The organism is Pseudomonas putida, assembly GCF_002025705.1.
GTDB lineage: Bacteria > Pseudomonadota > Gammaproteobacteria > Pseudomonadales > Pseudomonadaceae > Aquipseudomonas > Aquipseudomonas putida_J.
Genome location: NZ_CP018846.1, coordinates 3,471,977 through 3,498,787, shown reverse-complemented (window position 1 = coordinate 3,498,787; position 26,811 = coordinate 3,471,977). Strand labels below are relative to the sequence as shown.

Below are 26,811 nucleotides of genomic sequence, written 5' to 3'. Positions count from 1 at the left end.
TGAATGCCAATCCGGCATCTGGAGCGGCAGTTTCAGTCAGGCTTCCCAACCGCGAGCGCATGTTTAGGCATCAGTGTGAGCATGCCCAGCGCTGCCGCCACCATGATCAGGCTGATGGCATACATGCCGGCGTGATCCTTCCCGGTAAGATCGCGCGCCAGGCCGATGATCGATGGCGCAGCAAAGCCACACAGAGAACCGAGCGAGCTGACCAAAGCGATCCCGGCCGGTGCGCTTTTGCCCTTGAGGTAAGTAGCTGGGATTGCCCAACAAACGATGATTGCCCCACTGAAGCCGAACGCCGCTCCACCTAGCAAGGCTAGAGATAAAGGAAGTGAGGTAGATAGGGTGGACAGCGATAGCATGGCCGCCCCAAAGAGAATGCTAATGCAGTAATGCATCCGACGTTCTCTGCGTAGGTCGGAGCTCCGGCCGATGAGGATCATGCCCAGGGCTGCGCAAGTGAACGGGATCATGGCGTACAGCGAAATTTGAGTGATGCTGGATACACCCAGCTTCTGGATCATGGTGGGTAGCCAGAAATTGAACGCGTAGGTGCCTAGTGCGGAACTGAAATACAGGAACGCCAGGACGTACACCTTGGGGTCAGTCAACGCGCTGAAGATGGCCTCGCCGCTGTGCGGATTCACTTTCTCGGGATCCAGCGTTGCTCTATCCCGAGCCATCAACTCCTGATGCAGTGCCTTCTCATCAGTGCTAAGCCATTGGGCTTGTTCTGGCTTGTCGCAGAGCAGCAAGAAGCAAGCGATCCCGATGAAGATGATCGGCACGGCCTCGAGCAAGAACAACCACCGCCATCCCGCCAAACCTGAAACGCCGTTCATGGATTCCATGATCAAGCCCGAGATAGGGCCGCCCAGAATCGGAGCAACAAGGGTGGCGAGTAGCAGCGTACCGGTAACGCGTCCTCGCATGTAGCTCGGGAACCAGTAGCTCAAGTAGAGGATGACACCTGGGAAGAAGCCGGCCTCGAAAATGCCTAGGAGCAGGCGCAGGATATACAGTTGCTGGGCCGTGGTGACGAACATAGTGGCGGCTGACGCCAGTCCCCATAGCACCATGATCCTGGTCATAGTCTTGCGTGCACCGATCTTGTCGAGTAGCAGGTTGCTTGGGATCTCAAACAGGGCGTAACCGATGAAGAAAATTCCGGCTGCGAAGCCATACTGGCCTTCTGTCAGACCCAGATCGGGAAGCATTTGTAGTTTTGCATAGCCGATGTTGACTCGGTCTAGGAAAGCGAAGATGTAGGCCACAAAAATGAGGGGAATGACACGCAGGGCTATCTTTTTGAACAGCATTCGGTTGATAGCGGATGACCCTGGATGGCTCCAGGTAGAAGCATCAATCGTCGATTTCATGGTGAGTCCAGTGTTGTTATTGTGCGGACTTCGAATGAAAGGCGCGCGTGGACGCCTTTCACCATTTAGGTTTTACTCGGCATTGACGGTATTTTTGAGTGTTCCGATTCCCTCCACTTCCACTTCAACAACATCACCGGGTTTCATCCAGAGCGGCGGGGTTCTGAACGCGCCTACGCCGCCGGGGGTTCCAGTTGCAATCACATCGCCAGGCAGCAGCTCAGTGAAGGTCGAGATGTACTCGATCAGATCCGGAATCTTGAACAGCAGGTCATCGAGCCCTTCACGCTGAACCACCGTGCCGTTAAGGCGGGTTTCCAGGGTAAGGCTGTTGATATCGGCGATCTCGTCCGTGGTGACGAGCCAAGGGCCGAAGCTTCCGCTACCAACAAAATTCTTCCCTGCGGTGAACTGCAGGGTGTGTTTTTGCCAGTCGCGGATAGAGCCATCATTGAACAGGCTGTAACCAGCGATGTGCTCCAAAGCGTTAGCCTTGGAAATGTGCCGACCGGCCTTGCCAATCACGATGGCCAGTTCGCCCTCAAAGTCGAAGGCGGTGGAAGCCTTGGGCAGAATCAGGGGCTGATCGTGGCCCACCTGGGCGCTCGCAAATCGAGTGAAGAGGGTGGGGTGCTTTGGCACCTCCCGCCCGGTTTCAATGATGTGCTTGAGGTAGTTCAGGCCGACGCACAAAACCTTGTCCGGGTTTGGGATAACCGGCAGCCATTGAACCTGCTGTACGTTCAAGGCCGGGGCGTCACGCAAAGAGGCGAGTTCGGCCAGGCCCTCGCCGGAGTTCAGCAAGGATCGTAAATCGGCGTAGCGATGACCGAGCACTGCGCCGGCGTCCGAGACAGTGTCGTCACCGACGACACCGTACGAACTGCGCCCGTCATGGATGAAGGAGGCAATTTTCATGGACAGGATCTCTCAGGATTATCCAAGGATGATGAGGACGTTACCGTCATCGACGGTATCGTTCTCCGCGACCTTGATTTCTTTAACGACGCCGGAATCATCGGCCTCAACTGGAATCTCCATCTTCATGGACTCCATGATGATGACCTCGTCGCCGAAGTTGACCTCTTGACCGACCTGGACGTTGATCTTCCAGATGTTGCCGGCCATAGGAGCTTTGATTTCGCTCATCAGCTAAATCCTTTCTAATTGTCTGGGGTTAAACCGGATAGATGCCGTTGCGGCGATCGATCCGTGGAATTTCACGGCGGCTGTAAAGGGCGAAGCGCTTGATCAGCTCATCACGCAGGTCATCGGGATCGATAACTGCCTCGAAGGAGAATTGGTCAGCGGGATCAAAGGCGTTGATGTCTTTGGCGTACGCCTTCTGCTTCTCATCGATGAATGCCGCGCGCGCCTCGCCCTCCAGTGCCTGGATCTCGTTGTAGTGAATAGCGTTGATTGCAGCCTCTGGGCCCATGAGGGCAGGCATGGCGCCTGGCAGTGCCAACTGAGCATCAGGCATGGTTGGGCCGCCGGACATGCCGAGGTAACCGCCGCCATAACCCTTACGAACCATGACGGAAATGCGTGGGACTTTTGCCTCGCAGACTGCATGCAGCAGTTTGGCGCCATGGCGGATGATGCCGGCCTTTTCTACAGCGCTGCCAATCATGTAGCCGCTGATGTCCTGCAGGAAAAGCAGCGGAACGTTGAATGCGTTGCAAGCCCAGATAAAGCGGGTTGCTTTGTCGGCGCTGTCGTTAAACAGCACACCGCCTTTGTTCTTCGAGTTGTTCGCGATGATCCCTACTGGTCGGCCGCCCAGGTAAGCAAATGCGGTGTAGATCTCTTTGGCAAACAGGGCTTTTACTTCGAAGATCGAGCCTTCGTCCACGAGCGATTCGACCAGCTCTTTCACGTCAAAAGGACGGTTTTGGTCGGGTGGAACAATTTCGGTGATCGAGCGCTTCGAACCGGGCAGTTTTGGTTCCCGCAGCGGCGGTAGCTGGCTGTTATGGCTCGGGAAGAAACGCAGGTAATCCGCGGCGGCTTTGAGCGCTTCTTCTTCGTTCTGCGCGAGGTAGTCACCCAGGCCACTCATGGCACAGTGCATGCGTGCGCCGCCCATCTGCTCCTCGGTTACCTTTTCACCGATGGCCGCTTCAGCCAGGCGTGGCGAGCCAAGGTAAGCGGTAGCTTGCTTGTCGACCATGATGACTAGGTCGCACAGCGCCGGCACATATGCGGAGCCTGCAGGCGAGGGGCCAAACATCACACAGACTTGTGGTACCACGCCCGAAATCTGTACTTGGGTGTAGAAAATATTGCCCCAGGCGATACGGCCCAGGTAGCAGTCGAACTGGCTATCGATGCGTGCTCCGGCGCTGTCCACCAGGTAGATGATGGGCATTTTGGCGTCGACGGCAATTTCTTGCATGCGCACGATTTTGCGGAAGGTGTGATAACCCCAGGTGCCGGCTTTGACCGTCATGTCGTTTGCAATGACCGCGACTTCCTGGCCATTGATCTTGCCGATCGCAGTGACCACAGCGTCACCTGGCATGCCGCGGGAGGCACCAACCAGCAGGCCGTCTTCAAGGTATTCGCCATTGTCGAAGAGCATGTTGAGGCGATCGCGAACCAGGATCTTGCCCTGAGCTTGATGTTTTTCTTTGGCTTTGTCGGAACCACCAGCGCGTGCGATTTCGACGCGACGTTGCAGTTCTTTCACATTCTCGTAACCGCTCATGCCTTCACCTCTTTTTTGGCAAAAAATTTCTCAATACCGCGGCGCAGCTCTTCTGAGCACATGAAGGCTGGGCGCATGCCGCGGGCCAGCTCCAAGCCTTCCATCAGGCCAACGGATGAGATCTTGTTAAATGCGTGCTTGCCGCGGCGGACAGTTGCGGGCTCCAGGTGCGTGAAACTTTTCACGAGCTGGTCTACCAGGACGTCTATCTCATCAGCCGAAGCGACTTGATTTACGAGCCCCATGCGGTAGGCCTCCTGCGCATCGATGGTGCGGCCGGTAAGCGCGAGATCCAGCGCATGACGATCTCCCAGGCGGCTCAGAAGCGCCGGAAGAATGAATAGAGGGAAGAGGCCGATCTTCACTTCAGGCGAGCCGAACTTGGCGCCCTCGGTGCAGTAAGCGAAGTCGCACGCGGCTACCAGCCCGCACGCCCCGGCCATTGCCGGGCCAACCACGCGAGCGATCACGGGCTTGCTCAGGGTGGGAATCACGCTAAACAGACGTTGCCATGGCTCGCCTGTTTCCCACAGCTGAGTACCACCTGCGTCGACAGTCGAAAGGAACTCGTCGAGGTCACCGCCGGAGGAAAAGCAGTCGCCTTCGCCTGTGATCACAATGACTCGGATGTCCTGTTCGCCATCCAGCTTCAGCAAGGTGTCGACCAGCGCGCTGGCAGTGGCGGTGGCGATCGCATTTCGCTTGGCAGGGTTGCTCAAGATGATGGTAGCGCGGGGGCCTTGGCGCTCGACCAGAAGCTGCGTTGTGCTCAAGGGATTCTCCTTTTTTGTTTTACTAACCGTTGTTAGTTTTCGAGAATATAGCTAGGCTTTGTTTCCAGCACAAGCCTGGTTGCATTTTTTCCGATCTCTAACCAATGTGCCTGTGCATTGGGGCCTGTAGGCGGAGTGGGTGCGGTGCGGCGAGTGACTTACAACTGTTAGTTTTAGGAGATGATCGTGACAGAACAAAAACTACTGATCGCGAATCGCGGCGAGATTGCCTGCCGTGTGATTCGCTCCGCCAAGGCTCTCGGAATTCCTACCGTTGCGGTGTACTCCGAGGCAGATGCTGACTCTCAGCATGTGAAGGCTGCTGATGAGGCTTTTCTGATTGGCCCGTCCAAAGCGGCGGAAAGCTATCTAGATGCGGAGAAGGTGCTGCGGGTAGCTAAAGAAAACGGGGTGACGCTGGTTCACCCGGGCTACGGGTTTCTCTCCGAGAACACCGACTTCTCCGACGCTTGTGCCGCTGCCGGCATAACCTTCATTGGCCCAACCGCCGAAGTAATTAGGGCTATGGGCGACAAGCAGCGCTCTCGTCACCTCGCTATCAAGGCGGGTGTCCCAGTTCAGCCAGCTGCTGAAAACGTGACTGCAGAAGATCCCGAAGCACTGGTTAATGCGGCGCGAGTTGTGGGATATCCGCTGTTGGTGAAAGCTTCCGCCGGGGGAGGGGGAATCGGCTTGAAGCCTGTGCATTCGCCAGCTGACCTTGTGGAGGCTGTGGCTGCTACCCAACGGATGGCAGAGCGTGCATTCGGTGACGGCACTGTGTTCCTGGAAAAGCTGATTGAGAGTGCGCGCCACATCGAAGTGCAGATATTCGGGTTCGGCAATGGTGAGGCGGTACACCTTTACGAGCGCGATTGCTCGATCCAGCGCCGCTATCAGAAAGTATTGGAGGAGTCCCCTGCGCCCAATGTGCCAGCCGAGGTTCTGGCGCACATGGCTGATGCAGCTGTGAATCTGGCCAAGCTGTGCCGTTACGATGGCGCCGGCACAGTCGAATTCCTATATGACGAGAAATCGAAATCCTATTTCTTCCTGGAGATGAATACGCGTATTCAGGTAGAGCATCCTGTTACCGAAGCGGTGACCGGCGTCGACTTGGTTGAAGCGCAGATTCGCCATGCGCTGGGCGAGGACGTTGCCTCCGAGCTGACGCAGCAGTCGATTCAGCGCAATGGACATGCCATTGAGGCGCGGCTTTATGCTGAGTCGCCGGAGAAGAAGTTCATGCCTGCGCCTGGCCTCATCGAAACGCTGGAGGTGCCGCAGGTGGAGGGTGTGCGGATCGATGGTGGTTTTGTTGCGGGAGATCGAATCACTCCTTTCTACGACCCGATGATCATGAAGATCATTGCTCACGGTAAGGATCGTGCGCAGGCGATTACTCGCCTGGAAAAAGCGCTGACCGAACTCAAAATTTCCGGTCTCAAGACGAATCGCCACTTCCTGCTTCGCGTACTGGCTGAGCCTGCGTATCTGGAGGCGAAAGTGCACACCCGCTTCATCGATGAGCACAGCGAGAGCCTCTTCGCTGTCGCTGCTGAACAGACAGTTTAATAGGAGATAGCCATGGCTGTTACCACCCCAAACGTGCCAGGTATCGAAGGTCTGTCAGAGCTCGCCTCGCGCTACATCAATGTTGATTCGCTCCCTTGGAAGCCCACCCCAACACCCGGGATCGACATGAAAATCCTGCTGCAGGACAAAGAAAGCGGCCTGCTTACGGCACTTTTCCGCTGGGCGCCTGGTACACGCCTGCCTCTGCATGAGCATGTCGAGGTTGAACAGACCTACGTGCTTGAGGGCAGCATCGTCGACGACGAAGGTGAGGTGGTCGCCGGTGATTTTGTATGGCGCCCGCGCGGTAACCGGCACCTGGCCCGCTCGCCGAATGGCGCGCTGGTGCTTTCTTTCTTCCTTCGCCCGAACAAGTTCCTGGAAGGCGAACACGCAGGCCAGAATCTGGAGTAGCAAAATGAGTGACCTCCCCAAGAAAATTTGGATCAATGAAGAAGGGCCTCGTGAAGGTTTTCAGATCGAGGCGACTCCCATCGCGCTTAACCGCAAGGCTGAGCTGATCGAAGCGCTCGCGGAAACCGGGCTGAAGCAGATCGATTGCGTTTCGTTCGTGAACCCCAAACGTGTTCCTGGGATGGCGGACGCCGATGAGTTGGCTGCCGCCATCCGCAAGAAGCCGGGTGTGCGCTATACCGGTCTGTGGTTGAACCAACAAGGACTAGAGCGTGCTTACAAGTCTCAGCTCGATATCATCGGTGCCATTCGGGTTACTGCGTCGGAGAGCTTCTCCGTAAACAACACCAACAAGAACATTCAGCAAACGCTGGATGAGCAGCGCGCTTGGTTGAAGTCGTATGCCGAGCACGACGTCCCGGTAGAGTGGGGCTACGTCATGACAGCGTTCGGGTGTAACTACGAGGGGTATATGCCGATTCCGCAAGTCGTGCGGATGGTTGGCGAGGTGCTGGATCTTGCTAATGAAGCCGACGTGCAGCTGAAAGGCGTCTACTTGGCTGATACCGTGGGTTGGGCTAATCCGCTGATGATGGAAAAAACCATCGGCGCGGTGCGTGAAAAATGGCCTGATCTTCCGCTGGCCCTCCACCTCCACGATACCCGTGGTACCGGGCTTGCTAACGTCTATGCTGCGCTCAAATTAGGGGTGGCGAAGTTCGATAGCTCTTGTGCAGGGTTGGGCGGCTGTCCATTCGCGGGCCACCGTGGCGCTGCCGGAAATATCTGCACTGAAGACTTGGTGTTCATGTGTGAGGAGATGGGGATTGAGACCGGTGTCGATCTTGACGCGCTAATCAAAGTCGCCCACCTTGCCGAAGACATTTTTGGTCGGCAGCTGCCGGGTAAGGTGATGCACGGCGGTAGCCTGAATCGGTACAAGAAGACTTAAACCTTCCAGGTTCAAAAAACCCACCATCGCAGGTGGGTTTTTTACTTCAGGTGGACTTGAATCCGACCATCCTTAGCGACAGCTCGATATGCTGTCGCGCGAGCTCTTCAAGCCCGAGTTTTCCGCCAGGCTGATACCAGGTACAAATACCGGTCAGCATGGAGATCAGGGCTTTGGTCGTCAGGTTACAGTCCGATACATTGAAAATACCCTCTTGCACCCCGTCCTCGATGATCTGACGAACCCGTCGCTCGTACTCGGAGCGAAGGCGGGTCACCATCCGGTAATTGTCCTCATCGAGGCTGCGAAGCTCCATGTTACCGATGAAAACCTCTTTGCGGCGCGCGGTATGAAAATGCAGATGCACGCCTACCATGGCTTCAAAACGCTGGTACGTAGTGGGCTGAAGATCCACCTTCTCGGTGAACTCCATCAGCAGGTCGCGCATCACGGCCTTGAGGACGGTGGCCAGGAACTCTTGCTTGTTGCTGAAGTAGTTGTAGAGCGAGGCAGCCTTGATACCCACCTGCTCTGCAAGTGCCCTAAGCGTCATCGCCTCGTAGCCATAGGTGGCAATCAAGTCCACGCCGGCTGTGTGGATGGCTAATTCGGTGACTTCTCGTTTCGCGCCTACGGGTCGCATCAGGTAAATGTCTCTATCAGGAAGGGAGGGCGGCTCAGCGGGTCAGATAACCACCATCCACAGGAACCATCGCGCCAGTAATATAGCTTGCCAGGTGCGAGGTCAAGAACACTGCCGGCCCAACCAATTCATGTGGCTCCCCAGTGCGTCCCATCGGGACGTGGCTGAGGAAAGCTTGAAGCTTGCTCGAATCTTGACGGGTCTCTTCTGACATCGCTGTCGGGAAAGAGCCAGGTGCTAGCCCATTCACGCGGATTCCGTCAGCGGCGAGCTCGGATGCCAGTGCTTTGGTGAATTGCAAGACAGCGCCCTTGGAGGTCACGTAACTCGACAGGGAGGCTAGGCCGGAGGTGAAGCTGTGGATGGAGCCGATGTTGAGAATGGAGCCTTTCGTTGCTTTCAAATGAGGCAGAAATGCGTGAGTAGTGTTGAACATGCCCGTAACGTTTACAGCAAGGGTTCGACGCCACTGCTCGGGGCTCTTGTCGCTGGCAAATGGTGCGCGGAACAGTAGCCCTGCATTGTTGATGAGCGCCGTGATATTGCCGATTTCGCGGTGAACATGGTCTGCCAGACTGCGGCAGGCTGCCTCGTCGCATATGTCCAAGGGGAAGGCATGAGCCTTACCACCATTGTCGGATATGGTTTTGGCGGTCGCTGAGGCAGTTTGCAGATCGATATCGGTTACGATCACGGTAGCACCCGCAGCTGCAAAGCCATGGGCCAGGGACGCGCCATTTCCTCGCCCACCTCCTGTGATCAACACGATTGCTTCTTCAAGGCGCAGTGACAGGTCGAACATGATGAATCCTCTGTTGTTTTTGGAATAGGAAACTAACGCTCGTTATTTTTAGCGCCTTTCGCTCGAAAAACAAGGTATTTAGCCGTGTTTTGCCTGGTTTTTTACGGGGCGAGGCAGTGCTGTTACAGGCGATTATGTTCTAAAAAGCCGCGCCTTTCCCTCTTGCAAACTAACACAGGTTAGTTATTCTGGGCGTCCAGACAGCTCGGATGCGACGTGGGTCTTCGCGCGCTAGGGGCTTCAGAACAATTACAAGAGGAATTTTCATGTCTAGCCGTATGTTGCTGGGTGGTCACATCACCCATAACGCCAAGCGCTTCCCTGACAAGGTCGCCCTCATCGACAAGGCGGGGCGCACGACCTATGCCGAGTTTGAAACCGGTGCAAATCAGGTTGGCCATGCACTTCTTGCCAAAGGGGTAGGCCATGGTGACAAGGTGGCGTTTCTTGCCAGCTCCAGCCGTCAGTGGGTAGAGGCGTTCTATGGTGTCGTCAAGATCGGCGCAGTAGCGGTTCCCTTGAATTACCGAGAGACGCCTGAACAGATCTTGATGATGCTCGAGGACAGTGGCTCGAAAATCTTGTTCGTGTCCGAGCAGCACGTCGAGGCTTTTGGCTCGGTGCTCGAGTCTGTGGCCCTGCCCGTCGTACAGCTCGAGTCGTTGGATGCCTTCAAGGGCCAGGAGAGCATCCTGCCGCTTACCACTGATGCCCTCAGCGAGCATGATCCTGCCGTGATTCTCTATACAGGTGGTACCACCGGTCGTTCCAAAGGGGTGCTGCTGAGTCACTCGAACCTTTTCTGGAACTCTCTGAACGAGATCATCGACACCGATATGGAGGAGGGCGACAACACGCTGATCGCCACCCCTTTGCATCATTCCGCAGCCCTAAACTGCTGGCTGCTACCGCACCTCTACCTCGGTGCTACCGCGACGCTGCTGGAGAAGTACGCGACCGAGGATGTCTTGCGCGTCATTGATAGGGAGCGTGTCACCAACACATTCATGCCACCGTCCCTAGCGCGCGAGTTCGTTCTTCATCCATTGGCGAGAGAGTTGGATGTCAGCTCGATGACTCGGTGGTATGTCGGCAGCGGCATTCTGACCGCGAATGACCGAAGCGCTATGAAGGCGTGCATTCCCGGTGTGAAGATTTTCTATCAATACGGTCTTACTGAGGCTGGCCCGATCGCCACGGTGTTGAAAGAGGAAGACTACGATCGCGCCCGCGGCTCCATCGGCCGAGCGTTCCAGAACGTGGAAGTGGCGATTGTCGATGACCAAGGTAACGTCGCACCCCCGGGTGAGATCGGTGAAATTGTACTGCGTGGGCCGACGATCATGCTCGGTTATCACAATCGTCCAGACGCCACCGCCGATGCGATTGATCAGAACGGCTGGCTGCATACGGGCGATCTCGCCCATATGGACGCGAACGGCTTCGTGTACTTCTACGATCGCTTGAAAGACATGATCAAGACCGGCGGGTTGAACGTCTACTCGCAGGAGGTCGAAGCGGTGCTCGCCAAGCATGATCACGTGCGCGAGGTCGCAGTAATCGGTTTGAACAATGAGCGTTGGGGAGAGGAAGTCACCGCGATCATCGTCCTGCATGAAGGGGCTTCCGGCAACGCGGAACAGCTTGTCGCCCATGCCCGTGAGCACCTGGCCAGTTACCAGTTGCCCAAGCGTGTCGAATTTATCGCTTACGAGGAGATGCCGTTCAATCACAACGGCAAAATTCTGAAGCGCGAGCTCCGTCAACGTTTTGAGCCCCAGGGCTGAGGGTCATCATGGCAATCGAATTTGAAAAACAAGGTCGCGTGGCATTGGTGACTATCAATCGTCCGCAGGCGATGAATGCCATCGATCTGAACACGCATTTAGCCTTCCGGGAGATCTGGGCAAGGATCAACCAGGATGACGACATTCATGTGGTCGTGCTCACAGGCGCCGGTGCCAAGGCATTCTGCTCAGGTGCAGACATAGGGACTTTCCTGCCATACCTGCGGGAACGAGCGGTGAAAGAAATCGATGACGGCGATTTCTGCGGTATCAACCGAGGCTCGCCGACGACTAAACCGATTATCGCTGCCATTAACGGTCTGGCTTATGCGGGAGGGCTTGAAATTGCCCTGGCCTGCGACCTGCGCATTAGCGTGGACTATGCGAAGTTCGCACTACCTGAGCCTCGCTGGGGTGTGATCGCTGGTGCGGGCGGCGTTACTCGCTTGTCGAGGGTCATCCCTAGTGCGTTGGCAACTCAGATGGTGCTGACTGGCGAGCCCATATCGTCTGAGCGAGCACTGGCAGAAGGTCTGGTCAGCGAGCTCACCACCTCGGAAAATCTCTTGGCTCGGGCCTTGGAGATTGCTCACAGCATCATCAGAAATGGGCCCTTGGCTGTTCGCGCGTCTCTGCAGGTGATCCGCCGCGGCGCTGACTGCGGTTTGGACGCTGCGCTGGAATTGGAGCGTACAGCGTTCCGCCGAATTCTTCTGAGTGAAGATTTCAAGGAAGGCATTGCTGCTTTCACAGAAAAGCGTGAGCCCGTTTATAAGGCGCAATGAGTTCGGGTTGTAAGCTGCGTTGCATGGACAGCGGATAGGCGCATGGGGCGCTTTCGCGAGGCAGTCGTCTTGCGGGCAACCAGCCACCGAAGCTATTCATGCACACGCTTTGCGAGGCGAGTGTAGATGAGCACACCGGCAGAGAAATTAGCCGCCATTTTCGCGTTGACGGAGGTGGAGGCCAATGTTTTTAGAGGCGAGAGTCAAGACCTGAGGTTACCTCAGCTCTTTGGGGGGCAGGTTTTGGGGCAGGCTTCAATGGCCATGACGCGAACCGTGCTGGCGGATAAGCGACTGCATTCTCTCCACGGCTATTTTGTTCGTGCCGGGCGTGCCAATGCGCCTGTGATGTACGAAGTTGAAACTGTCCAGGATGGTCGAAGCTTCTGCCGCAGGCGTCTGACAGCCTGGCAAGACGGCAAGGTTATTTTCGTGGGGGATGGCTCGTTTCATGTCGTAGAGGAGGGGATGCATCATCAGCGTGATGCCCCTGTGGTTCCGCCCCCGGAAACATTACCGACAGAGCTTGAGCTACTAGCGGGCGACATTGATCTGATGGCTGAAATCCGGTCTCGTTACGAGGTGGCAGATGCCATTGAGATTCGCCCGGTTGAGCCAATTGATCCCAGCAGCCCGATTAGGCATGCGCCAAATAAAAGCTTCTGGTTCCGATTCGGTAAAATCGATACTCAAGACGCGGAAGTGCATCGCAGTCTCTTGGGTTACGCCAGTGACACTGCATTGCTGATCACGTCGCTGCTGCCCCATGGTGTATCGGATATGCAACGAGACATGCGGGTAGCGAGCCTTGATCACGCCATCTGGTTCCATGCGCATTGCGCTGTGGACGAATGGCTCCTGTATGTCACAGATAGTCCGTGGAGTGGTGCCGGAAGGGGCCTTGCACGGGGCTCGATATTTGATCGTCATGGTCGATTAGTCGCGTCAGTGGCACAAGAGGGGCTTATTCGCAAACTCTAGGTTTTTCTAACAGCGGTCAAGCAATTTTGGGCGCTGTTTTTTTATTCCAATAAAGCTCTTCTGACTTCAAAAATAATAATTGGCATCTGCGGGATGTCATTTAAGAAGGGAAATAATATGACCTCTACTTCTGCGCCTTACAGTGTGTGCGCAAGTGCTGCCTGCGTGTTGCTTTTTTCTCATCCGAGCATTGGCTGTGCTGCCGATTCAAATGCCTCACCCTGGATGGGTGGGGATTGGGGTGGAGTCAGGAACGACTTACATGAGCGCGGTTTGGATTTTGATCTTAACTATCGGAGTGATAGCTCATTTAATGCCCATGGCGGTTTTAATAAGGACAAAAAGCTTGCGTACGCTGATCAATACATGGTTTCAGCTAGCGCGGATCTCGACAAGCTGTTTGCTCTGCCGTCATTAAAGTTTGTCGTGACCTTTATCGACCGTAACGGTGAAGAATTAGCTAAAGAGCGATTGACCGATCCGCGATCAGGCTCTTTGACCCAGACACAAAACGTATATGGACGGGGTAGCGTTACCCGGCTGTCTCAGCTTTATCTTGAAAGGGGTCTGGGTAAACCTAACTCATTTTTCCGAATGGGCCGCTTCGGCCCTGAAGAGTTTGGTCAGTTTGATTGTGATTTTCAGAACCTGATTTTCTGTGGGAACTCGGGCGGAAATTGGCACGGTGATGATTGGTACAATTTCCCTATCGGCCAGTGGGCGGCCGCCGTCAAGTATCAATCGCTCGACGAGTTAGCTTTTCAAATGGGTATATTCGAACAGAATCCGACTCTTTTAGAAAATGATAACGCCTTCAAGATGAATATGAGCGGAGCGGACGGGGCTCTCATCCCAGTCGAGGCTATCTGGACACCGAAAAGTGCGCTGTTTGGTTTTCCTGCTGAGCTGAGGGTTGGAGCTTTCTACAACACCACTGATGCAGACGACCTACGCTACAACGGTGATGGCCAAGAGCATGCGCTTGAACCCGATGCCCGCTATCGATCGCATCGTGGCCGTAAAGGTTGGTGGTATGTTGCACGGCAAACGGTAGGGTATGTTGCTGAGGATCCAAATCGCAAGATTGAGGTGTTCTCAGAAGGATTCTGGAACGATCGGGAAACAGGGTTCGTAGCCAGACATTACAACATTGGACTTATCATCAATGGCCCGCTCTCTTCCCGGCCTAATGATGCCTTGGGGGTGGCGGTTGGTGGTCTAAGTGTCGCCTCGAATGTCACAGAGCACCAACGTCATATCAACATGTACAACCATCTCACGGATTACAATGATCCGCGCTACACCCCAATACAAACCGATGAGTACAGCAGTGAGATCTATTACGGTGTAAAGGTGACAAACTGGCTAACCGTACGTCCTAACCTGCAATACATAGTCCATCCAGGGGCAGTGGAGAAGGTAGACAATGCCTTCCTGCTTGGCCTGATGGTCAGAGCGAGTTTCTAACGCTCTGCTAACGCTCTGCTAACGCTGAGCTGAGTCAGGGTAGCTGAGCGCCGTTCTTGTCAGGTTGCCCTGACTCTCGTATCAATTAGCCTTGAGATGAGCGGCTTGGTGCAAATGACTTAAGAAACCCTGGAGTTCTCGGCTTCTCACCATGCCCTTGCGAAGGATGATGCCATAAGGCGGTAATCCTTCGATGACATGGCCCTTCAGTACGGTGACGAGACCTGTTCGAACGTGGTCATGAATCACAGCTTCGCTGAGCACCATGACCGCATCTGTAAGCTGAACAAGCTGGAGCATCGCCCAGATCGAGGAGCACTCGATCGTCTTTGACGGAGGCAAAAGATCTTGATCAGCCCACCAGCGTTCCACGGCTTTGCGACCTGGGCTTGCCGCGGGCTGCAACAGCCACGTCCATTTCTGAATGAGCTCCTCCATCTTCGCAGGTGAGTGGGTTGCAAGGGGGTGCCCACTTCGGACTGCCATAACCAAACGATCATTACCAAGTGGTTCAAATTCAAACCTGGAGCGGTCGCTAGGAGTGCCAAGGCGCGCTATAGCAACATCCAATCGCTCCTGCTCAAGCATTTCGATCAACAGATCGCTGGTGTCGCTCATCATCCTGATTCCCAGGTGGGGCGAGGCACTCTTCATGGTGGCGATGGTTGATACGACTCGATCTAGCGCGCTTCCCATCACAACTCCTACAGCTAGATGACCGTAGCCTCCCTCGGCTCTAGCCGTCAGATCTTCTACACAACGATCAAGGCTATTGAGCGCTGAATGGGCAAATTTCAAAAGCTCTTCGCCAACGGGAGTGGTCACAACGCCTCGGGGTTGCCGTTCAAACAGCGCGCAGCCAAATGCATCTTCCACTTCTTGCAGCATGCGGGTGAGGGTGGGTTGAGACATATTGAGTGTCTCGGCAGCTCTATGCAGGTTCTGGCAGTTGCCTAGGGTCACCAGCATGTGCAGGTGTCGATACTTTAACCGCTTGAAAAGGCTGTAGGTTTTCGGGTTCGGGCTGGCAGCTGAAATATTCATGGCATTCTGATATTTGTATTCGTGATTCGTTTTCCGTATCAATAAAGCAAAAAACGCTATTAGTCAAACATCGCAGGGGTGGCTAGGGTTGCTAGGCGCTTCCGGTCTGCTCCGTCAAGCCGTGGGCCAAACGCGTTGATCAAGGATGCACATTGTTGGATTACCAATAACAACAAGGAAACGCCACCTATGTCGCCACAACACTTTAGTCTCGAGCAGCGTCTTGAACGGCTCGAAGACCGCGAAAAAATCAAAGAACTGAAATTTCGATATGCCTACCATTTAGATAATGGCTACGATCCTGAAAAAGTCGCCGGACTCTTTGCCGAGGACGGGGAGTGGATTATTAAAGGTGTGGGCGGTGATGTTCGCGGTCAGCGTGCAATTAAAGAGCACTGTAAGAATTTGAGTCGTGGTATTTCGTGGAGTCAGCACGATATATTCGCCCCACGTATTGAACTTAGCGCCGAAGGTGATCGAGCTGTCGCTCACTTCAATCTTGTCTGTCTGCTGACCATGCGAAACGAAAAGGCCGACTCTGAGGGCGAAGCGTTCTTACTCGCCGGTAACTACACGGATCACTTGGTCAAGGTGAACGGTGAGTGGCTCTTCCAATCCATGACAGGGACTATCGAGCAGTCATCACCTTGGACGAAGGGCTGGGTTGAAGCACCTTTCAAAAAAGAGTCTTGGTAAGCCTCGCTTACCATTGCATGAATCCGCTGAGGTATAAGATGACGCTGCTAACTCCATATGATCTTGCTGGCACTCCATTGACCTCCCGCGTCGTCATGGCGCCAATGACTAGATCAAGGGCTAAGGATACGGTGCCGAATGCTAGTACCGCTGAGTACTACCGTCAGCGAGCCGGTGCAGGCTTGCTCATCACTGAGGGTGCTCAGATTTCTCAAGAGGGGCAGGGCTACCTTTTCACCCCAGGTATCTTCTCCCCGCAGCAAGTGACGGGCTGGAAGAATGTCACCGACGAAGTTCACGAACTGGGCGGTAAGATTTTCATCCAGCTCTGGCATGTCGGCCGGATCTCTCATACCTCCCTACAGCCTAACGGGGACAATCCGGTTTCTTCAGTTGATACCTTGGCAGAGAGCACAACATGCTACGGTTACAACGCCGATGGCGAACCGAGTCAGGTTCAAGTCACACGGCCGCGTGCTCTGCCCACGGCAGAGGTTGCTCGGGTGTCGCAAGATTTCGTCAACGCAGCTGAAAATGCGATCCTCGCAGGTTTTGATGGGGTCGAGATCCATGGTGCTAATGGCTATATCTTTGAGCAGTTCATCAATGGCGGATTGAACACTCGCACAGACCAGTATGGCGGTAGCATTGAGAACAGGTTGCGATTCCTGCTTGAGACAGTCGATCTGATCTCCGCCGCGATCGGCAGCCACCGTGTTGGGCTGCGGGTGGCCCCGTTTGGTCGCTTGTCTGCGATGCCGGCATTTTCCGATGAGCGCGAAACGTGGTTGGCCGCTGCTGCCGCGCTGAGCTCGCGAAATCTTGCGTACCTCCACCTTAGCGACCAGGACTCCCTTTGTGGAAACCTGATGAATCGTGACTTTCTACGAGAGTTCCGAAACGCCTACGAGGGTACATTGATGTTTGCCGGCTCGCTCACTCAGGAAACCGCGCAAACTATGCTTGAGGAAGGGCTTATAGATCTCGCTGCGTTTGGACGTCCGTTCATTTCTAACCCTGATTTGGTTGATCGATTTAGGCGGCGGCTACCGCTCACTCCGTTTGATCGGGCGACTTTCTACGGGGGAGGAGATGAAGGGTACATCGACTATCCGCCTTACGGTGGGCACGACTGACGAGCGAATGTCTCAGGCTGGACAGGCTTAAGAATAAAGGCGGTGGTGTCTTGTGGCCCACTGCCTTTTTTCATTTTCGAGGGCTCCCACCCTTGGCATTGTGGGGGTAGCGCCAGCGATGCGCTTTATGTATCGATGGTGGCACTTTTTCCATTGGCCAAGCATCGCAAGATTGTTTAGGTTCGGTAGCGGCACCCACATTACAACATGAGGTTTCCTTGATTCCTCTAGAGCCGGAGCAAGACGCTATGCCTGCGCAGAACTTGATCGACCTCTCACGTCCAGACATCACGCCTGAGACCACCAGCTTTTTGGGAAAAGCCCATCGACTCTTCATTGGTGGGCAATGGAGTGACGCCCTGAGCGGTGAGAGAAGAAAGGTGTTCGACCCCGCCACTGGAATGATCATCGCCGAAGTGGCTGATGGTGACCAAGCGGACGTGGAGAAGGCGGTTCTCGCCGCTCGCAAATCTTTCGATACTGGAGCGTGGCGCAAGCTTTCTGGGTCGGAGAAAAGCAAGGTGCTTTGGCGAATTGGAGATCTGATCGACAAATATTCGCAGGAGCTAGCGGAGCTCGAGGTACTTGATGAAGGCTCCCCTTACGGAATCGTCAAGGACGCTTACGTTCGCAACTCCGCAGAGCATTTCCGCTACTACTCGGGATGGTGCACCAAACTCAATGGGTTGTCGGTGCCGGTGGGGCTAGCCGGTGAGTGGCATGCTTACACAACCCATGAGCCTGTGGGGGTGGTGGGCCAGATTATTCCCTGGAACGTCCCACTGTTGATGGCTGCTTGGAAGCTGGCGCCTGCATTGGCTGCCGGTTGTTCAATTGTGCTCAAGCCCGCTGAAGATACCCCGCTGACCGCTTTGCGTTTGGCCGCCATCTGCGAGGAAGCCGGCTTGCCTGCTGGGACGCTGAACGTAGTCACCGGCGACGGACGTTGCGGTGCTGCGCTGGTTAACAGTCCTCTAGTGGACAAAATTGCGTTCACGGGCAGTACGGCAACAGGTAAAGCGATCGCTGCAGAAGCCGCAAAAACCCTCAAACGAGTGACGCTTGAGCTTGGCGGCAAGAGCCCAGTCATTGTGTTCCCTGATGCCGACTTATCCACCGCGATCCCTGGTGTCGCCCAGGCGGTGATGCTAAACAGTGGCCAGGCATGTACAGCGGGTTCACGGCTTTATATCCATGAAGATGTCTACGATGACGTCATCAACGGCGTGGCTGAGTTCGTTTCACAAATGAAGCTTGGGCACGGACTCAATCGCGCTACACAATTGGGCCCCCTGATTTCTCAGCGTCAACTTGGGCGTGTGAGCGATCTCGTTCGGGCGGGAGTAAGTGAGGGCGCGAGAGTCGTCTGTGGGGCAAGTGAGGTAGGCGGCGATGGCTTTTTCTATAAGCCGACACTGTTGGCAGACGTAAAGCCGGGTATGACCGTCTACCACGAAGAGATTTTTGGCCCAGTGATCTCAGCGATGAAAATTTCGACTCAGAGCTTGGACGACCTGGCCCGCGAGGCTAACAACACAGAGTACGGTCTGGCAGCCAGCATCTGGACTCAAAATGTCAGTCAGGCGCATGCACTCGCTGCACGCATCCGTGCAGGAATTATCTGGGTGAACAGTCATAACCAGATTGATCCTTCCCTGCCTTTCGGTGGCTTTAAAGAATCCGGAATCGGCCGGGAAATGGGCCTCAGTGGCCTCGAGCACTACACCGAGACGAAATCCGTAGCGGTGCTGCTCAAGAGCTGAATGCAGCTAGCAGTGATTGATAAAGATCAACACGACTAGACGGCGATGGGCTCCAGGCTTCATCACTTCATTGGTGAGCCCTGAGGCCATTGCTGCGTAGGCTTGTAAGCGCTAAAAAAATAATAGGTGCGCAAAAATGCAATTCCAGAAAAATGTCACTGATGAAGTGAATTCCTTGAATCTGTCTAAATTACCGCTTTGGTTCGGTGGGCTACTGCTTGTGCTCGCCCTGCCTCTTTTGGCTGGTGGGCTGTATCTGGCCTGGCTGGGTGGTTCTTTCTTTTACCTTCTCACTGGGGTGATTCTTGCGGTTGCCTCCTATGGCTTCTTCAAAAGACGTAAGCTAGGGGTCTGGGCTTATCTGCTCCTGACGGTGGCTACCATCCTTTGGTCAATTTACGAAGTAGGTATCCAATTTTGGCCGTTAGTGCCAAGACTGGCGGGTATCCTGCTGCTTCTCGTCCCCGTGTGCCTGCTGGCCCCTAAGGTGGGATTTGTGGGCAGGAGGAGGGCGTGGGGAGGGGCTGCCGGCTTGACAGCAGTTGTGTTGGTTGCCGGCTTTGTTGCAATGTTCTTCCCGCACGGAGTGATCAAAGGCACCGCGCGTCCACCTTTGGCTGGTGGAGCATCAGACTCAGCAGTGAACGGCAACTGGCAGCACTACGGGCGCACTCCGACAGGGACGCGTTTCGCACCGCTTGAGCAAATTACTCCAGAGAACGTGTCCAACCTGGAAGTCGCTTGGACGTTCCGTACTGGCGAGATAGCAGACGTTGGTTCTGAAAACCAGAACACGCCCGTACAGGTCGGTGACACTCTCTTTATCTGCACACCGCTGAACAAAGTGTTTGCCGTCGATGCAAATACCGGTAAAGAAATCTGGCGCTACGATGCGAAGGTGGAAAACCTAAAGGTCTGGAATCGTTGCCGTGGCGTCAGTTATTACGACGCGACTGAAGTATCGGACACTGTGCGAAACGCTTCGGCTGTTGTACAGGATTGCCCCCAGCGCGTGATCCTTTCGACGCTCGACTCACGATTGATCGCCCTAGATGCCAAGACCGGTAAGCTTTGCCAGAGCTTTGGCAGCAACGGGCAGGTTAGCCTGCAAGTAGGCATGGGTGAGATCAAGCCTACGTACTATATGGGTACGTCTCCAGTCACGGTAGCGGGTAATCTGCTGGTAGTTGGCGGTTGGGTATATGACAACCTGGAAACCAATGAGCCTTCGGGTGTTATCAGGGCCTTTAATGCGGCGACCGGCGCATTGGAGTGGGCGTGGGATCTGGGTAACCCGGCGATCACGAAGTATCCACCGGAGGGGCAGACCTACACCCGCGGTACGCCCAACATGTGGTCGACGGCCGCCTACGATTCGAAACGTGGCCTGCTCTTCATCCCGCTGGGGAACTCAACACCCGATTTTTGGGGTGGCCATCGTACGGATGCTGCGAATCGCTATGCTTCGTCGGTTGTGGCTCTCGACTACAAGACTGGGCGGGAGCGTTGGGCTTACCAGACCGTGCACCATGACATCTGGGACTACGATATCCCTGCCCAACCTGCCTTGTATGACGTCTCGGACGGTAAGGGCGGAAGCGTCCCAGCGCTGATCCAGACAACCAAAACCGGCAACATTTTCATGCTCAACCGGGAGACGGGGAAGCCGATTGCCGATGTGGTCGAGCGCGGTGTGCCTCAGCAGGAACTGGCCGGAGACAAGACCGCTCCTACCCAGCCCCATTCAGTGGGTATGCCCTACATCGGTCAGGAGAAGCTTACTGAGTCCGACATGTGGGGGGCGACCATCTACGATCAGCTCTTGTGCCGAATCCAATTCAAATCCCTGCGGTACGATGGTGCGTTCACACCTCCAGGTACCACTGCAAGCTTGCAGCATCCGGGCAACTTCGGAGGGATGAACTGGGGGAGTGTGTCGATCAACGAAGATACCGGGACAATGGTCGTCAATGACATTCGCATCCCGCTTCGAGTGCAGCTTGTACCTAGCGAGCATCACGAGATTGCCGGCAATGGCAAACCGCATTCCGAGTTTGCTCCTATGCGCGGGACGCCTTTTGTGCTGACCAACTCGTCGTTTGTCTCTCCCATCGATGTGCCATGCCAAGCTCCACCCTATGGCACCGTCACTGGTATCGATCTGAATACTCGCCAGATCATCTGGCAGCGGCCTGCTGGCACTGTTCAAGACACGGCAATCGCTGGAGTGAAAGTCCGAGCCCCTTTCCCGATAGGTATGCCGACTATCGGCGGTACCGTCTCTACTCGATCAGGGTTGGTCTTCTTCGCGGGTACTCAGGACTATTTCCTGCGAGCTTACGATCAGGGGACTGGTGAGGAGCTCTGGAAAGCACGTATGCCCGTGGGCTCACAGGCTACTCCGATGACATTCGTTTCTCCGTCGAGCAACCGGCAGTTCGTTGTTGTCAGTGCTGGAGGGGCACGGAGTTCCATGGATCGAAGCGATTTGCTGATTGCCTACGCGCTTCCTAAGAAGTAGAGATACATGAGAGTCCACTCCTTTTCTGGGGTGGACTTTCCGCTGCAATCCCCCTCAGTTTGCGCGTGCCTGGGAAGCCAGGACTAGCCACCCCTCGTCATGCAGACGACCTTGCGTCGTCCTCCGCTTCATCATGTAAACCCTATACGCCCATTCTTTGAGCCTTAGCAGGTCGATTCGATCCTGTGATTCTCAAATGCCTGGAACAAAAGCCTGATTATCTTTTGCCTTTTCCTAATTAAAGTAGGGGCACTACTGATTCGAGCGGGTCTGCAGAAGGCTAGGTACCTATGAGTATCGCCATCTCCGGCACTCACTAAGCCGACGAGGTTAACCATGGAACAGTTTTCTACTGAGCACAGCGGCTCAGGCAATTCACAGCTGAGGAGCGCTGGGATGGTGTATCCAGGTGCAGACGGCAGTCATTCGACCAAGTCCGACAAGCTCAAAGCCGCAGGTCAAATTGCTTCGCTGCGTGATGAGTTTTTCCATGGATGGAGACATGGGAGCTGGCAGAGCCTGAACTGTTCGTTGACAGATGATGCGGTACTGAGGAGTAGCCAGCACGGAGAGGGTAGAGGCCTAGAAAGCTGGCGTCGGCTTCTCTTTGAGGACGCTCTTCAGTTGGTCTGGATGCGCACCAGTAATCATGCCTCGGTGGTTGGGAGAGACGGGCGAGCAGCCAGCAGTTCCTATGTCTACGGCCTGTTAGGGCACGGAGAGAAGCGCTTTCTGTTTGGGGCCACGGTGATACTGCGGTTTGAGTCTCGAGATGACGATGATCGCTGGTTCCTGGCTCGCGCACTCATTGGGGTGAACTGGTGCAAGGGTGATCTTGCATTGGTTGAGCACTGGCGCAAGCCGCCGGCGGACACCGGCTGGGAGCCAGGAGAAAGTGCCCCAACCATTGTTAGCGAATTGGATTCGCCATGGGCGGATGTAGGCGATGTTATCCCACATGAGCCAGAACAAGCGGTGCGCGAGCTCTATAGCAAATACTCCTTCGCCATCGACCAGGGGGATATTGCCTTGCTGACTGATTGCTATACCAACGACGCCGCAGGAGGTTTCACGCCTCTGGGGCCGTTGCAGGGCCGGCACGCGATCGTTGGCCAGCTAAAAAGCTTTCGACGCCTCTGGCCCTGGATGCAGCACTTTGCAGATGTCGTGCGAGTGGAGTTCGAACCCGATGGCCAGTATGCGCGAATGATCGTTGCTCGAATCATTCCCGACAGGGCATTGGATACGCAGGGCAAACCTTTGTACGGCGCGCACTACCAGATCCGGGCTCGGCGTGAGGATGATGGGGAGTGGCGAATCTGCTGGAGCGATTACCGGCCAGGTTGGTTTACCCACGCAGAGCTACCTGAATTCGAAATTGGCGTCACGTACGCCTGATAACCGCAACTAAGCGAGGCTTCCAGTGTGGATGGGAATCTCGCGCTCTCTTCTCAGTTCTAACATTAGAGGAATCAACCATGGACAGTGCTACCCAACGCCTTCTTGATCGTGAAGAAATCCGCGACCTCAGAACCCTTTATGCCCATCACCTGGACAGCAACAACATCCAAGCGCTCGACCAAGTTTTTTCAGCCGATGCAGTGGTAGAGGTTACTGTCGGAAAGATGGAAGGGATTGATGCGATTCGCGCCGGGCTGAACGACGCCTTCAAGCTCTACGACCGGGATCAGCAGGGCAGCTACCCCTTCATGCACGCGATCACCAACCATTGGATCAAGTTGACCGGGCCCGATACTGCTGAGGGGCGTTGCTATCTCATCGACTTCGAAACCGCTTCCAAGCCTGATCCAAACCCATTATTGCTCCTGGGCCTCTACGCCGATGAGTACAAACGTATCAATGGCGAATGGCGCATCACGCGTACTCGACTGGAAGTGGTATGGCCTGATCGGAGCAGCCCTCAGCAAGCATCCGGCCAAACGGAAGGAGCGTGAATATGTTGACGCCATTAAAGCTGAGCATTCTCGACTATTCCCCGGTGGATGAGGGGCTTCTCCCTGTCGATGCGCTGGCGGCTAGCGTGCGCCTGGCTCAGTGCGCGGAGGAAAGCGGATTCAAAAGGTTCTGGGTCTCGGAGCACCATGGTGCTCCAGCGACTGCCAGTAATTCCCCTGAAATCCTCATGTCGCGTGTCGCATCGGCAACCAAGACGATCAGGGTCGGTTCTGGTGGGGTACTGTTACCAAACTACAGCAGTTTGAAGATCGCAGAAAATTACCAGTTGCTTGAAGCGTTGTTCCCTGGCCGCATTGACCTTGGTTTCGGTCGTGCCCCTGGGGCTGACAGACGTACGAGCATGGCGCTCAATGATGAAAAAAGCGAGTCGATCCCATATGGCCGCAAAGTTGCCGATTTGCTCGGGTTCGTGACCGGTAACCACACGCCCAACTCGCGTTATGAGGGCATGCGCGCTCATCCAGAAACCCGCGACAGGCCTCAGCCCTATGTTTTAGGCGCTTCGGGCGCAACGGCGGAAGTCGCTGCGCAAGCCGGCTTGGGGTTCACCTTCGCCCATTTCATCAATCCTCGAGGCGATGGGCCGCATGCAGCTAGTGCGTATCGCCAAGCCTTTAAGCCGACTGACTTTTCAAATTCACCTTCGGTGGTCGTAGCGGTCTTTGTGGCTGTCGGAGAAACGCCAGAAGAGGCGAAGGATTATGCTGCTGCCTTCCACCTCTGGCTTACCTATGCAGAAAGCGCGAGCCCCTTTGATCGGGTGCCATCGATCGAGACTACGCGTGCACATCGCTGGTCTTCGGATGAGCTAGCGATCCGAGAGCGCAACAAAGGGCGGCTCATCTATGGGACAGCTGATCATGTCGTAGCTCAGCTACGTGAGCTGGCCGATGCCTATGGTACTGATGAGGTAATGATCAACCTCATGATGCCAGGTGAGGTGTCTCGGCTTAAAGCTCTGACTGGCATTACCAGCTCCTTGAGGAAAAGTGAGACGCAAAGGGTAACGTTCGCTCAGCTAAGTGAACACAAGGAAGGTGTGCATGAGGCCTGATGTTCTTCCGATTGAGCCCATCTCTAGGTCAAACCATGTAGCGCTTCACTTGGCGCATCGCTGGTTCGCCTATCTGGAAGCGCCTGGAGGTGATCTCAATGAACACCTGAATATATTTCATCCAAACGTTCAGCTCTCCGGCCACAGGATGAATCATATCTTCGCCCATGATCATCAGTCGCTTGTGGCCTGGTTTGCATCAATACCTGATGAAATCAGCTCCCATCACGTCATCCACTCAAATTACTCGACTGCAGAAAATGGGGATGGCTTGCTGAACATGGTTGTTGCCTACCAGGCGCCAGGGACGTCGCGAATGCAAGGCTCGATCATCAGCTATGAAACGCGAATCGAGTTTTCGCCGGGGGCGCCGCGCTTTATCGCTCTGGACAAAACGCCAATCCTCTCGAACAGAAGGTCAAGCTACGAGACTTCTTGGTCAACCAACCGTGTCCTTGCGCGGGTGCATGCAGAACTTGGAGGACTCACTGGAGCCAGCGATTCAGTACGGCGCGTTCTGGGAGATGAAGTGCTTCAGCTCTCCGCTCAGGTTACTGCGCCCGAAGGAAGTTCTGAATACGATGCGGTGGTAAGCGCAATCATGAATGACCCTGCTGGAGTGCGCGTGGTACAGATGCGTCTGATTGATGATGTCGGGCAATCGATGCCTTCCATCGAGGCTGCTCAGGTAATCCGCTACAGTGATACGTCTCTTTGAAAACAGTCCAGCCTGCTGGGCGCGGCTCTGCGTTAGATGTGGTTTGCGTTCCAAGATGAACAGAGGAGGAACAGCAGCCACATCCGAGTCTTGGCGGCTCATCTATTGAGGTCTCGCGCCAGGCAGTCTAGAGCCTCGCACTCGATATTCCTTTCAACACCTTCCAAATCCTCCGGTTCCTGCACTAACTGCGGAGCAGGACAAGCGCCTACATGCTCCCACTCGGCAGCCTACCACTCAGCTGATCGCATCCGCGTGCCCGGGTGCTGCCTGAATTCTATATTGGAATTTGGGGATGAAATGACTGGAATTTTACCTGATTAATTAAAGTCAGGATGAGCCTTAGAATTCTCTCCAAGCGATGGCGCCTGGGTTCAGCCCCTGTCGACATCATCATTCGCACCAAAATTCTACATGACCGGCTATGCGAGCTTGGGCATCCAGGCTCGTGCGAGCACGTGCGTGTCCAAGTGGTCAAGTAGCGGAGTTTTTATGAACAGATCGTTTTCCAAGGCCGCGTTAGGGGTACTGCCTCTCTCTGCTGCATTGCTGTTGGCTGGGTGTAATTCTGCGGAAGATCAAGCTGCGAGCCCCGCAGCCCTGAAAGTGGGATATTACGAGATCCAGGAGGCGCCACTAACCCTCAGCACTGATCTTCCTGGACGCACATCCGCGTTTCGTGTCGCAGAAGTCCGCCCGCAAGTTGCAGGCATTCTGGAGCGCCGACTGTTTACAGAAGGGACTGAGGTCAAGCAGGGCCAGCAGCTCTATCAAATTGACCCGCGGACATATTTGGCTCAGCAAGCGCGAGCTGAGGCCAATCTGCGCAGTGCACGTAACCTTGCTGAGCGTTACGAGCGTCTGCTGAAAGCTCGCGCGGTAAGTCAGCAACAGCATGATGACGCCGTGGCTGCGTGGAAGCAGGCTGAAGCCGACAAGCGTGTAGCCGACATTAACGTCCAGTACACCAAAGTGCTTTCACCTATCACTGGCCGGATTGGCCGATCCGCTGTCACTGAAGGTGCGCTTGTGACTGACGGCCAGAGCGCTGCTATGGCAACGGTCAATCAGCTCGATCCGATCTATGTCGATGTCACTCAACCCATCACCCGCATCCTTGCCCTCAAGCGTGCAATGAAATCAGGTGATTTGAAGACCTCCGGCACAGACCAGGCTGAGGTCAGCCTCACTTTGGATGACGGCAGTGCCTACCCACTAACCGGTTCCTTGAAATTCTCCGAAGTGAGTGTTGACCAAGGCACCGGCTCGGTGACTTTGCGCGCCGTTTTCCCCAATCCTGAACGGGCTCTTTTGCCTGGAATGTTTGTTCATGCCCAGGTGAAAGAGGGGGTGCGGGAGAACGCGATGCTGGTGCCTCAGCAAGCCATTGTCAGGGACAGTAGGGGTGTCGCGACTGCATGGGTAATCACTGCCGACAATCATGTGGAGCTGCGCGATCTCGAGACTGTGCGAACCGTAGGGAACGCATGGCTCGTAGACAGTGGAGTGCGCCCAGGTGAGCGGGTTATTACCGAGGGGCTGCAGTTCGTTCAATCGGACTCGGTTGTCGAAGGACAGCCTGCATCGAACGTCCACGTAAACACCGCTTTGACGGCAAACTGAGAGGTCGA

At 55.2% G+C, this 26,811-nt stretch carries 24 protein-coding genes; 16 read left to right on the top strand and 8 right to left on the bottom strand.

Translation table 11 applies throughout. The features are described 5' to 3' along the window. Positions 1–32 precede the first annotated feature (32 nt). From BUQ73_RS15735 to BUQ73_RS15715, 5 genes are all read right to left on the bottom strand, one after another. Positions 33–1,382: an MFS transporter gene (locus BUQ73_RS15735; RefSeq protein WP_079228749.1), complete on the bottom strand. Its 1,350-nt coding sequence runs from the start codon at positions 1,380–1,382 to the stop codon at positions 33–35. A gap of 72 nt (positions 1,383–1,454) precedes the next feature. Further along, positions 1,455–2,300 (bottom strand): fumarylacetoacetate hydrolase family protein, encoded by an 846-nt coding sequence (locus BUQ73_RS15730; protein WP_079228748.1) that lies wholly within the window; start codon positions 2,298–2,300, stop codon positions 1,455–1,457. 18 nt (positions 2,301–2,318) lie between these two features. Continuing rightward, positions 2,319–2,531 carry a biotin/lipoyl-binding carrier protein gene (locus tag BUQ73_RS15725; protein ID WP_008089198.1) on the bottom strand — a complete coding sequence of 71 codons (213 nt, stop codon included), beginning with the start codon at positions 2,529–2,531 and terminating at the stop codon, positions 2,319–2,321. Between the two features lie 28 nt (positions 2,532–2,559). After that, positions 2,560–4,092 carry an acyl-CoA carboxylase subunit beta gene (locus BUQ73_RS15720; protein WP_008089196.1) on the bottom strand — a complete coding sequence of 511 codons (1,533 nt, stop codon included), beginning with the start codon at positions 4,090–4,092 and terminating at the stop codon, positions 2,560–2,562. Then, positions 4,089–4,865: an enoyl-CoA hydratase/isomerase family protein gene (locus BUQ73_RS15715; RefSeq protein WP_008089194.1), complete on the bottom strand. Its 777-nt coding sequence runs from the start codon at positions 4,863–4,865 to the stop codon at positions 4,089–4,091. Before BUQ73_RS15715 ends, BUQ73_RS15720 begins: the two co-directional genes overlap by 4 nt. Before the next feature lie 186 nt (positions 4,866–5,051). Here BUQ73_RS15715 and BUQ73_RS15710 point away from each other — a divergent pair, with 186 nt between their 5' ends. Genes BUQ73_RS15710 through BUQ73_RS15700 form a run of 3 tightly spaced genes read left to right on the top strand, consistent with a single transcriptional unit; the run spans position 5,052 to position 7,806 of the window. After that, positions 5,052–6,440, top strand: a complete 1,389-nt coding sequence (locus tag BUQ73_RS15710) for an acetyl-CoA carboxylase biotin carboxylase subunit (protein ID WP_079230572.1) — start codon at positions 5,052–5,054, stop codon at positions 6,438–6,440. Between the two features lie 12 nt (positions 6,441–6,452). Then, positions 6,453–6,854, top strand: coding sequence for a cupin domain-containing protein (locus BUQ73_RS15705; RefSeq protein WP_008089190.1), 402 nt, complete (start codon positions 6,453–6,455; stop codon positions 6,852–6,854). Positions 6,855–6,858: 4 nt separating this feature from the next. Next, positions 6,859–7,806 (top strand): hydroxymethylglutaryl-CoA lyase, encoded by a 948-nt coding sequence (locus BUQ73_RS15700; RefSeq protein ID WP_008089188.1) that lies wholly within the window; start codon positions 6,859–6,861, stop codon positions 7,804–7,806. A 46-nt stretch (positions 7,807–7,852) separates the two neighbouring features. Here BUQ73_RS15700 and BUQ73_RS15695 read toward each other — a convergent pair whose 3' ends face one another. Together BUQ73_RS15695 and BUQ73_RS15690 are read right to left on the bottom strand one after the other, a co-directional pair. Continuing rightward, positions 7,853–8,449: a TetR/AcrR family transcriptional regulator gene (locus BUQ73_RS15695; RefSeq protein ID WP_008089187.1), complete on the bottom strand. Its 597-nt coding sequence runs from the start codon at positions 8,447–8,449 to the stop codon at positions 7,853–7,855. Between the two features lie 34 nt (positions 8,450–8,483). Next, positions 8,484–9,251, bottom strand: coding sequence for an SDR family NAD(P)-dependent oxidoreductase (locus BUQ73_RS15690; RefSeq protein ID WP_079228747.1), 768 nt, complete (start codon positions 9,249–9,251; stop codon positions 8,484–8,486). Between the two features lie 266 nt (positions 9,252–9,517). Here BUQ73_RS15690 and BUQ73_RS15685 point away from each other — a divergent pair, with 266 nt between their 5' ends. The 4 genes from BUQ73_RS15685 (at position 9,518) to BUQ73_RS15670 (ending at position 14,271) form a co-directional block, all read left to right on the top strand. Next, on the top strand, positions 9,518–11,038 hold the full coding sequence (locus BUQ73_RS15685; protein WP_079228746.1) for a class I adenylate-forming enzyme family protein: 1,521 nt from the start codon (positions 9,518–9,520) through the stop codon (positions 11,036–11,038). An 8-nt stretch (positions 11,039–11,046) separates the two neighbouring features. Beyond that, positions 11,047–11,823, top strand: a complete 777-nt coding sequence (locus tag BUQ73_RS15680; protein ID WP_079228745.1) for an enoyl-CoA hydratase/isomerase family protein — start codon at positions 11,047–11,049, stop codon at positions 11,821–11,823. A 126-nt stretch (positions 11,824–11,949) separates the two neighbouring features. Further along, the gene (locus BUQ73_RS15675; RefSeq protein ID WP_079228744.1) at positions 11,950–12,804 is read left to right on the top strand and encodes an acyl-CoA thioesterase; all 855 of its coding nucleotides are present in this window, start codon (positions 11,950–11,952) and stop codon (positions 12,802–12,804) included. 117 nt (positions 12,805–12,921) lie between these two features. Beyond that, the gene (locus BUQ73_RS15670; protein ID WP_161492845.1) at positions 12,922–14,271 is read left to right on the top strand and encodes a carbohydrate porin; all 1,350 of its coding nucleotides are present in this window, start codon (positions 12,922–12,924) and stop codon (positions 14,269–14,271) included. A gap of 81 nt (positions 14,272–14,352) precedes the next feature. Here the strand turns inward: BUQ73_RS15670 and BUQ73_RS15665 are convergent, their stop codons facing one another. Further along, entirely contained in the window at positions 14,353–15,315 is a 963-nt protein-coding gene (locus BUQ73_RS15665) for a LysR family transcriptional regulator (RefSeq protein WP_192858657.1), read from the bottom strand. 189 nt (positions 15,316–15,504) lie between these two features. Here BUQ73_RS15665 and BUQ73_RS15660 point away from each other — a divergent pair, with 189 nt between their 5' ends. The 9 genes from BUQ73_RS15660 to BUQ73_RS15625 all read left to right on the top strand — a co-directional run bounded on the left by BUQ73_RS15660 (position 15,505) and on the right by BUQ73_RS15625 (position 26,803). Continuing rightward, positions 15,505–16,011 (top strand): nuclear transport factor 2 family protein, encoded by a 507-nt coding sequence (locus BUQ73_RS15660; protein WP_079228742.1) that lies wholly within the window; start codon positions 15,505–15,507, stop codon positions 16,009–16,011. 38 nt (positions 16,012–16,049) lie between these two features. After that, complete coding sequence (locus BUQ73_RS15655; protein ID WP_079230570.1) at positions 16,050–17,147, top strand: alkene reductase; 1,098 nt, start codon at positions 16,050–16,052, stop codon at positions 17,145–17,147. A gap of 248 nt (positions 17,148–17,395) precedes the next feature. After that, positions 17,396–18,910, top strand: a complete 1,515-nt coding sequence (locus tag BUQ73_RS15650) for an aldehyde dehydrogenase family protein (RefSeq protein ID WP_079230569.1) — start codon at positions 17,396–17,398, stop codon at positions 18,908–18,910. Between the two features lie 136 nt (positions 18,911–19,046). Next, a complete protein-coding gene (locus tag BUQ73_RS15645; protein ID WP_079228741.1) occupies positions 19,047–21,431 on the top strand; it encodes a membrane-bound PQQ-dependent dehydrogenase, glucose/quinate/shikimate family in 2,385 nt (794 codons plus the stop codon). A gap of 336 nt (positions 21,432–21,767) precedes the next feature. Then, entirely contained in the window at positions 21,768–22,829 is a 1,062-nt protein-coding gene (locus BUQ73_RS15640; protein ID WP_079228740.1) for a nuclear transport factor 2 family protein, read from the top strand. An 80-nt stretch (positions 22,830–22,909) separates the two neighbouring features. Next, entirely contained in the window at positions 22,910–23,386 is a 477-nt protein-coding gene (locus BUQ73_RS15635; RefSeq protein ID WP_079228739.1) for a nuclear transport factor 2 family protein, read from the top strand. Positions 23,387–23,388: 2 nt separating this feature from the next. Continuing rightward, a complete protein-coding gene (locus BUQ73_RS15630) occupies positions 23,389–24,462 on the top strand; it encodes an MsnO8 family LLM class oxidoreductase (RefSeq protein WP_079228738.1) in 1,074 nt (357 codons plus the stop codon). After that, a complete protein-coding gene (locus tag BUQ73_RS28090; RefSeq protein WP_152031562.1) occupies positions 24,452–25,180 on the top strand; it encodes a hypothetical protein in 729 nt (242 codons plus the stop codon). The genes BUQ73_RS15630 and BUQ73_RS28090 overlap by 11 nt, the downstream gene beginning before the upstream one ends. Before the next feature lie 492 nt (positions 25,181–25,672). Beyond that, the gene (locus tag BUQ73_RS15625; RefSeq protein ID WP_079228737.1) at positions 25,673–26,803 is read left to right on the top strand and encodes an efflux RND transporter periplasmic adaptor subunit; all 1,131 of its coding nucleotides are present in this window, start codon (positions 25,673–25,675) and stop codon (positions 26,801–26,803) included. Positions 26,804–26,811 lie beyond the last annotated feature (8 nt).

Coding starts and splice junctions, on each gene's coding strand:
- BUQ73_RS15735 (WP_079228749.1), bottom strand. CDS start 1,382: ATGAAATCGACGATTGATGCTTCTACCTGGAGCCATCCAGGGTCATCC.
- BUQ73_RS15730 (WP_079228748.1), bottom strand. CDS start 2,300: ATGAAAATTGCCTCCTTCATCCATGACGGGCGCAGTTCGTACGGTGTC.
- BUQ73_RS15725 (WP_008089198.1), bottom strand. CDS start 2,531: ATGAGCGAAATCAAAGCTCCTATGGCCGGCAACATCTGGAAGATCAAC.
- BUQ73_RS15720 (WP_008089196.1), bottom strand. CDS start 4,092: ATGAGCGGTTACGAGAATGTGAAAGAACTGCAACGTCGCGTCGAAATC.
- BUQ73_RS15705 (WP_008089190.1), top strand. CDS start 6,453: ATGGCTGTTACCACCCCAAACGTGCCAGGTATCGAAGGTCTGTCAGAG.
- BUQ73_RS15700 (WP_008089188.1), top strand. CDS start 6,859: ATGAGTGACCTCCCCAAGAAAATTTGGATCAATGAAGAAGGGCCTCGT.
- BUQ73_RS15695 (WP_008089187.1), bottom strand. CDS start 8,449: ATGCGACCCGTAGGCGCGAAACGAGAAGTCACCGAATTAGCCATCCAC.
- BUQ73_RS15690 (WP_079228747.1), bottom strand. CDS start 9,251: ATGTTCGACCTGTCACTGCGCCTTGAAGAAGCAATCGTGTTGATCACA.
- BUQ73_RS15685 (WP_079228746.1), top strand. CDS start 9,518: ATGTCTAGCCGTATGTTGCTGGGTGGTCACATCACCCATAACGCCAAG.
- BUQ73_RS15680 (WP_079228745.1), top strand. CDS start 11,047: ATGGCAATCGAATTTGAAAAACAAGGTCGCGTGGCATTGGTGACTATC.
- BUQ73_RS15675 (WP_079228744.1), top strand. CDS start 11,950: ATGAGCACACCGGCAGAGAAATTAGCCGCCATTTTCGCGTTGACGGAG.
- BUQ73_RS15670 (WP_161492845.1), top strand. CDS start 12,922: ATGACCTCTACTTCTGCGCCTTACAGTGTGTGCGCAAGTGCTGCCTGC.
- BUQ73_RS15665 (WP_192858657.1), bottom strand. CDS start 15,315: ATGAATATTTCAGCTGCCAGCCCGAACCCGAAAACCTACAGCCTTTTC.
- BUQ73_RS15660 (WP_079228742.1), top strand. CDS start 15,505: ATGTCGCCACAACACTTTAGTCTCGAGCAGCGTCTTGAACGGCTCGAA.
- BUQ73_RS15655 (WP_079230570.1), top strand. CDS start 16,050: ATGACGCTGCTAACTCCATATGATCTTGCTGGCACTCCATTGACCTCC.
- BUQ73_RS15650 (WP_079230569.1), top strand. CDS start 17,396: ATGCCTGCGCAGAACTTGATCGACCTCTCACGTCCAGACATCACGCCT.
- BUQ73_RS15645 (WP_079228741.1), top strand. CDS start 19,047: ATGCAATTCCAGAAAAATGTCACTGATGAAGTGAATTCCTTGAATCTG.
- BUQ73_RS15640 (WP_079228740.1), top strand. CDS start 21,768: ATGGAACAGTTTTCTACTGAGCACAGCGGCTCAGGCAATTCACAGCTG.
- BUQ73_RS15635 (WP_079228739.1), top strand. CDS start 22,910: ATGGACAGTGCTACCCAACGCCTTCTTGATCGTGAAGAAATCCGCGAC.
- BUQ73_RS15630 (WP_079228738.1), top strand. CDS start 23,389: ATGTTGACGCCATTAAAGCTGAGCATTCTCGACTATTCCCCGGTGGAT.
- BUQ73_RS28090 (WP_152031562.1), top strand. CDS start 24,452: ATGAGGCCTGATGTTCTTCCGATTGAGCCCATCTCTAGGTCAAACCAT.
- BUQ73_RS15625 (WP_079228737.1), top strand. CDS start 25,673: ATGAACAGATCGTTTTCCAAGGCCGCGTTAGGGGTACTGCCTCTCTCT.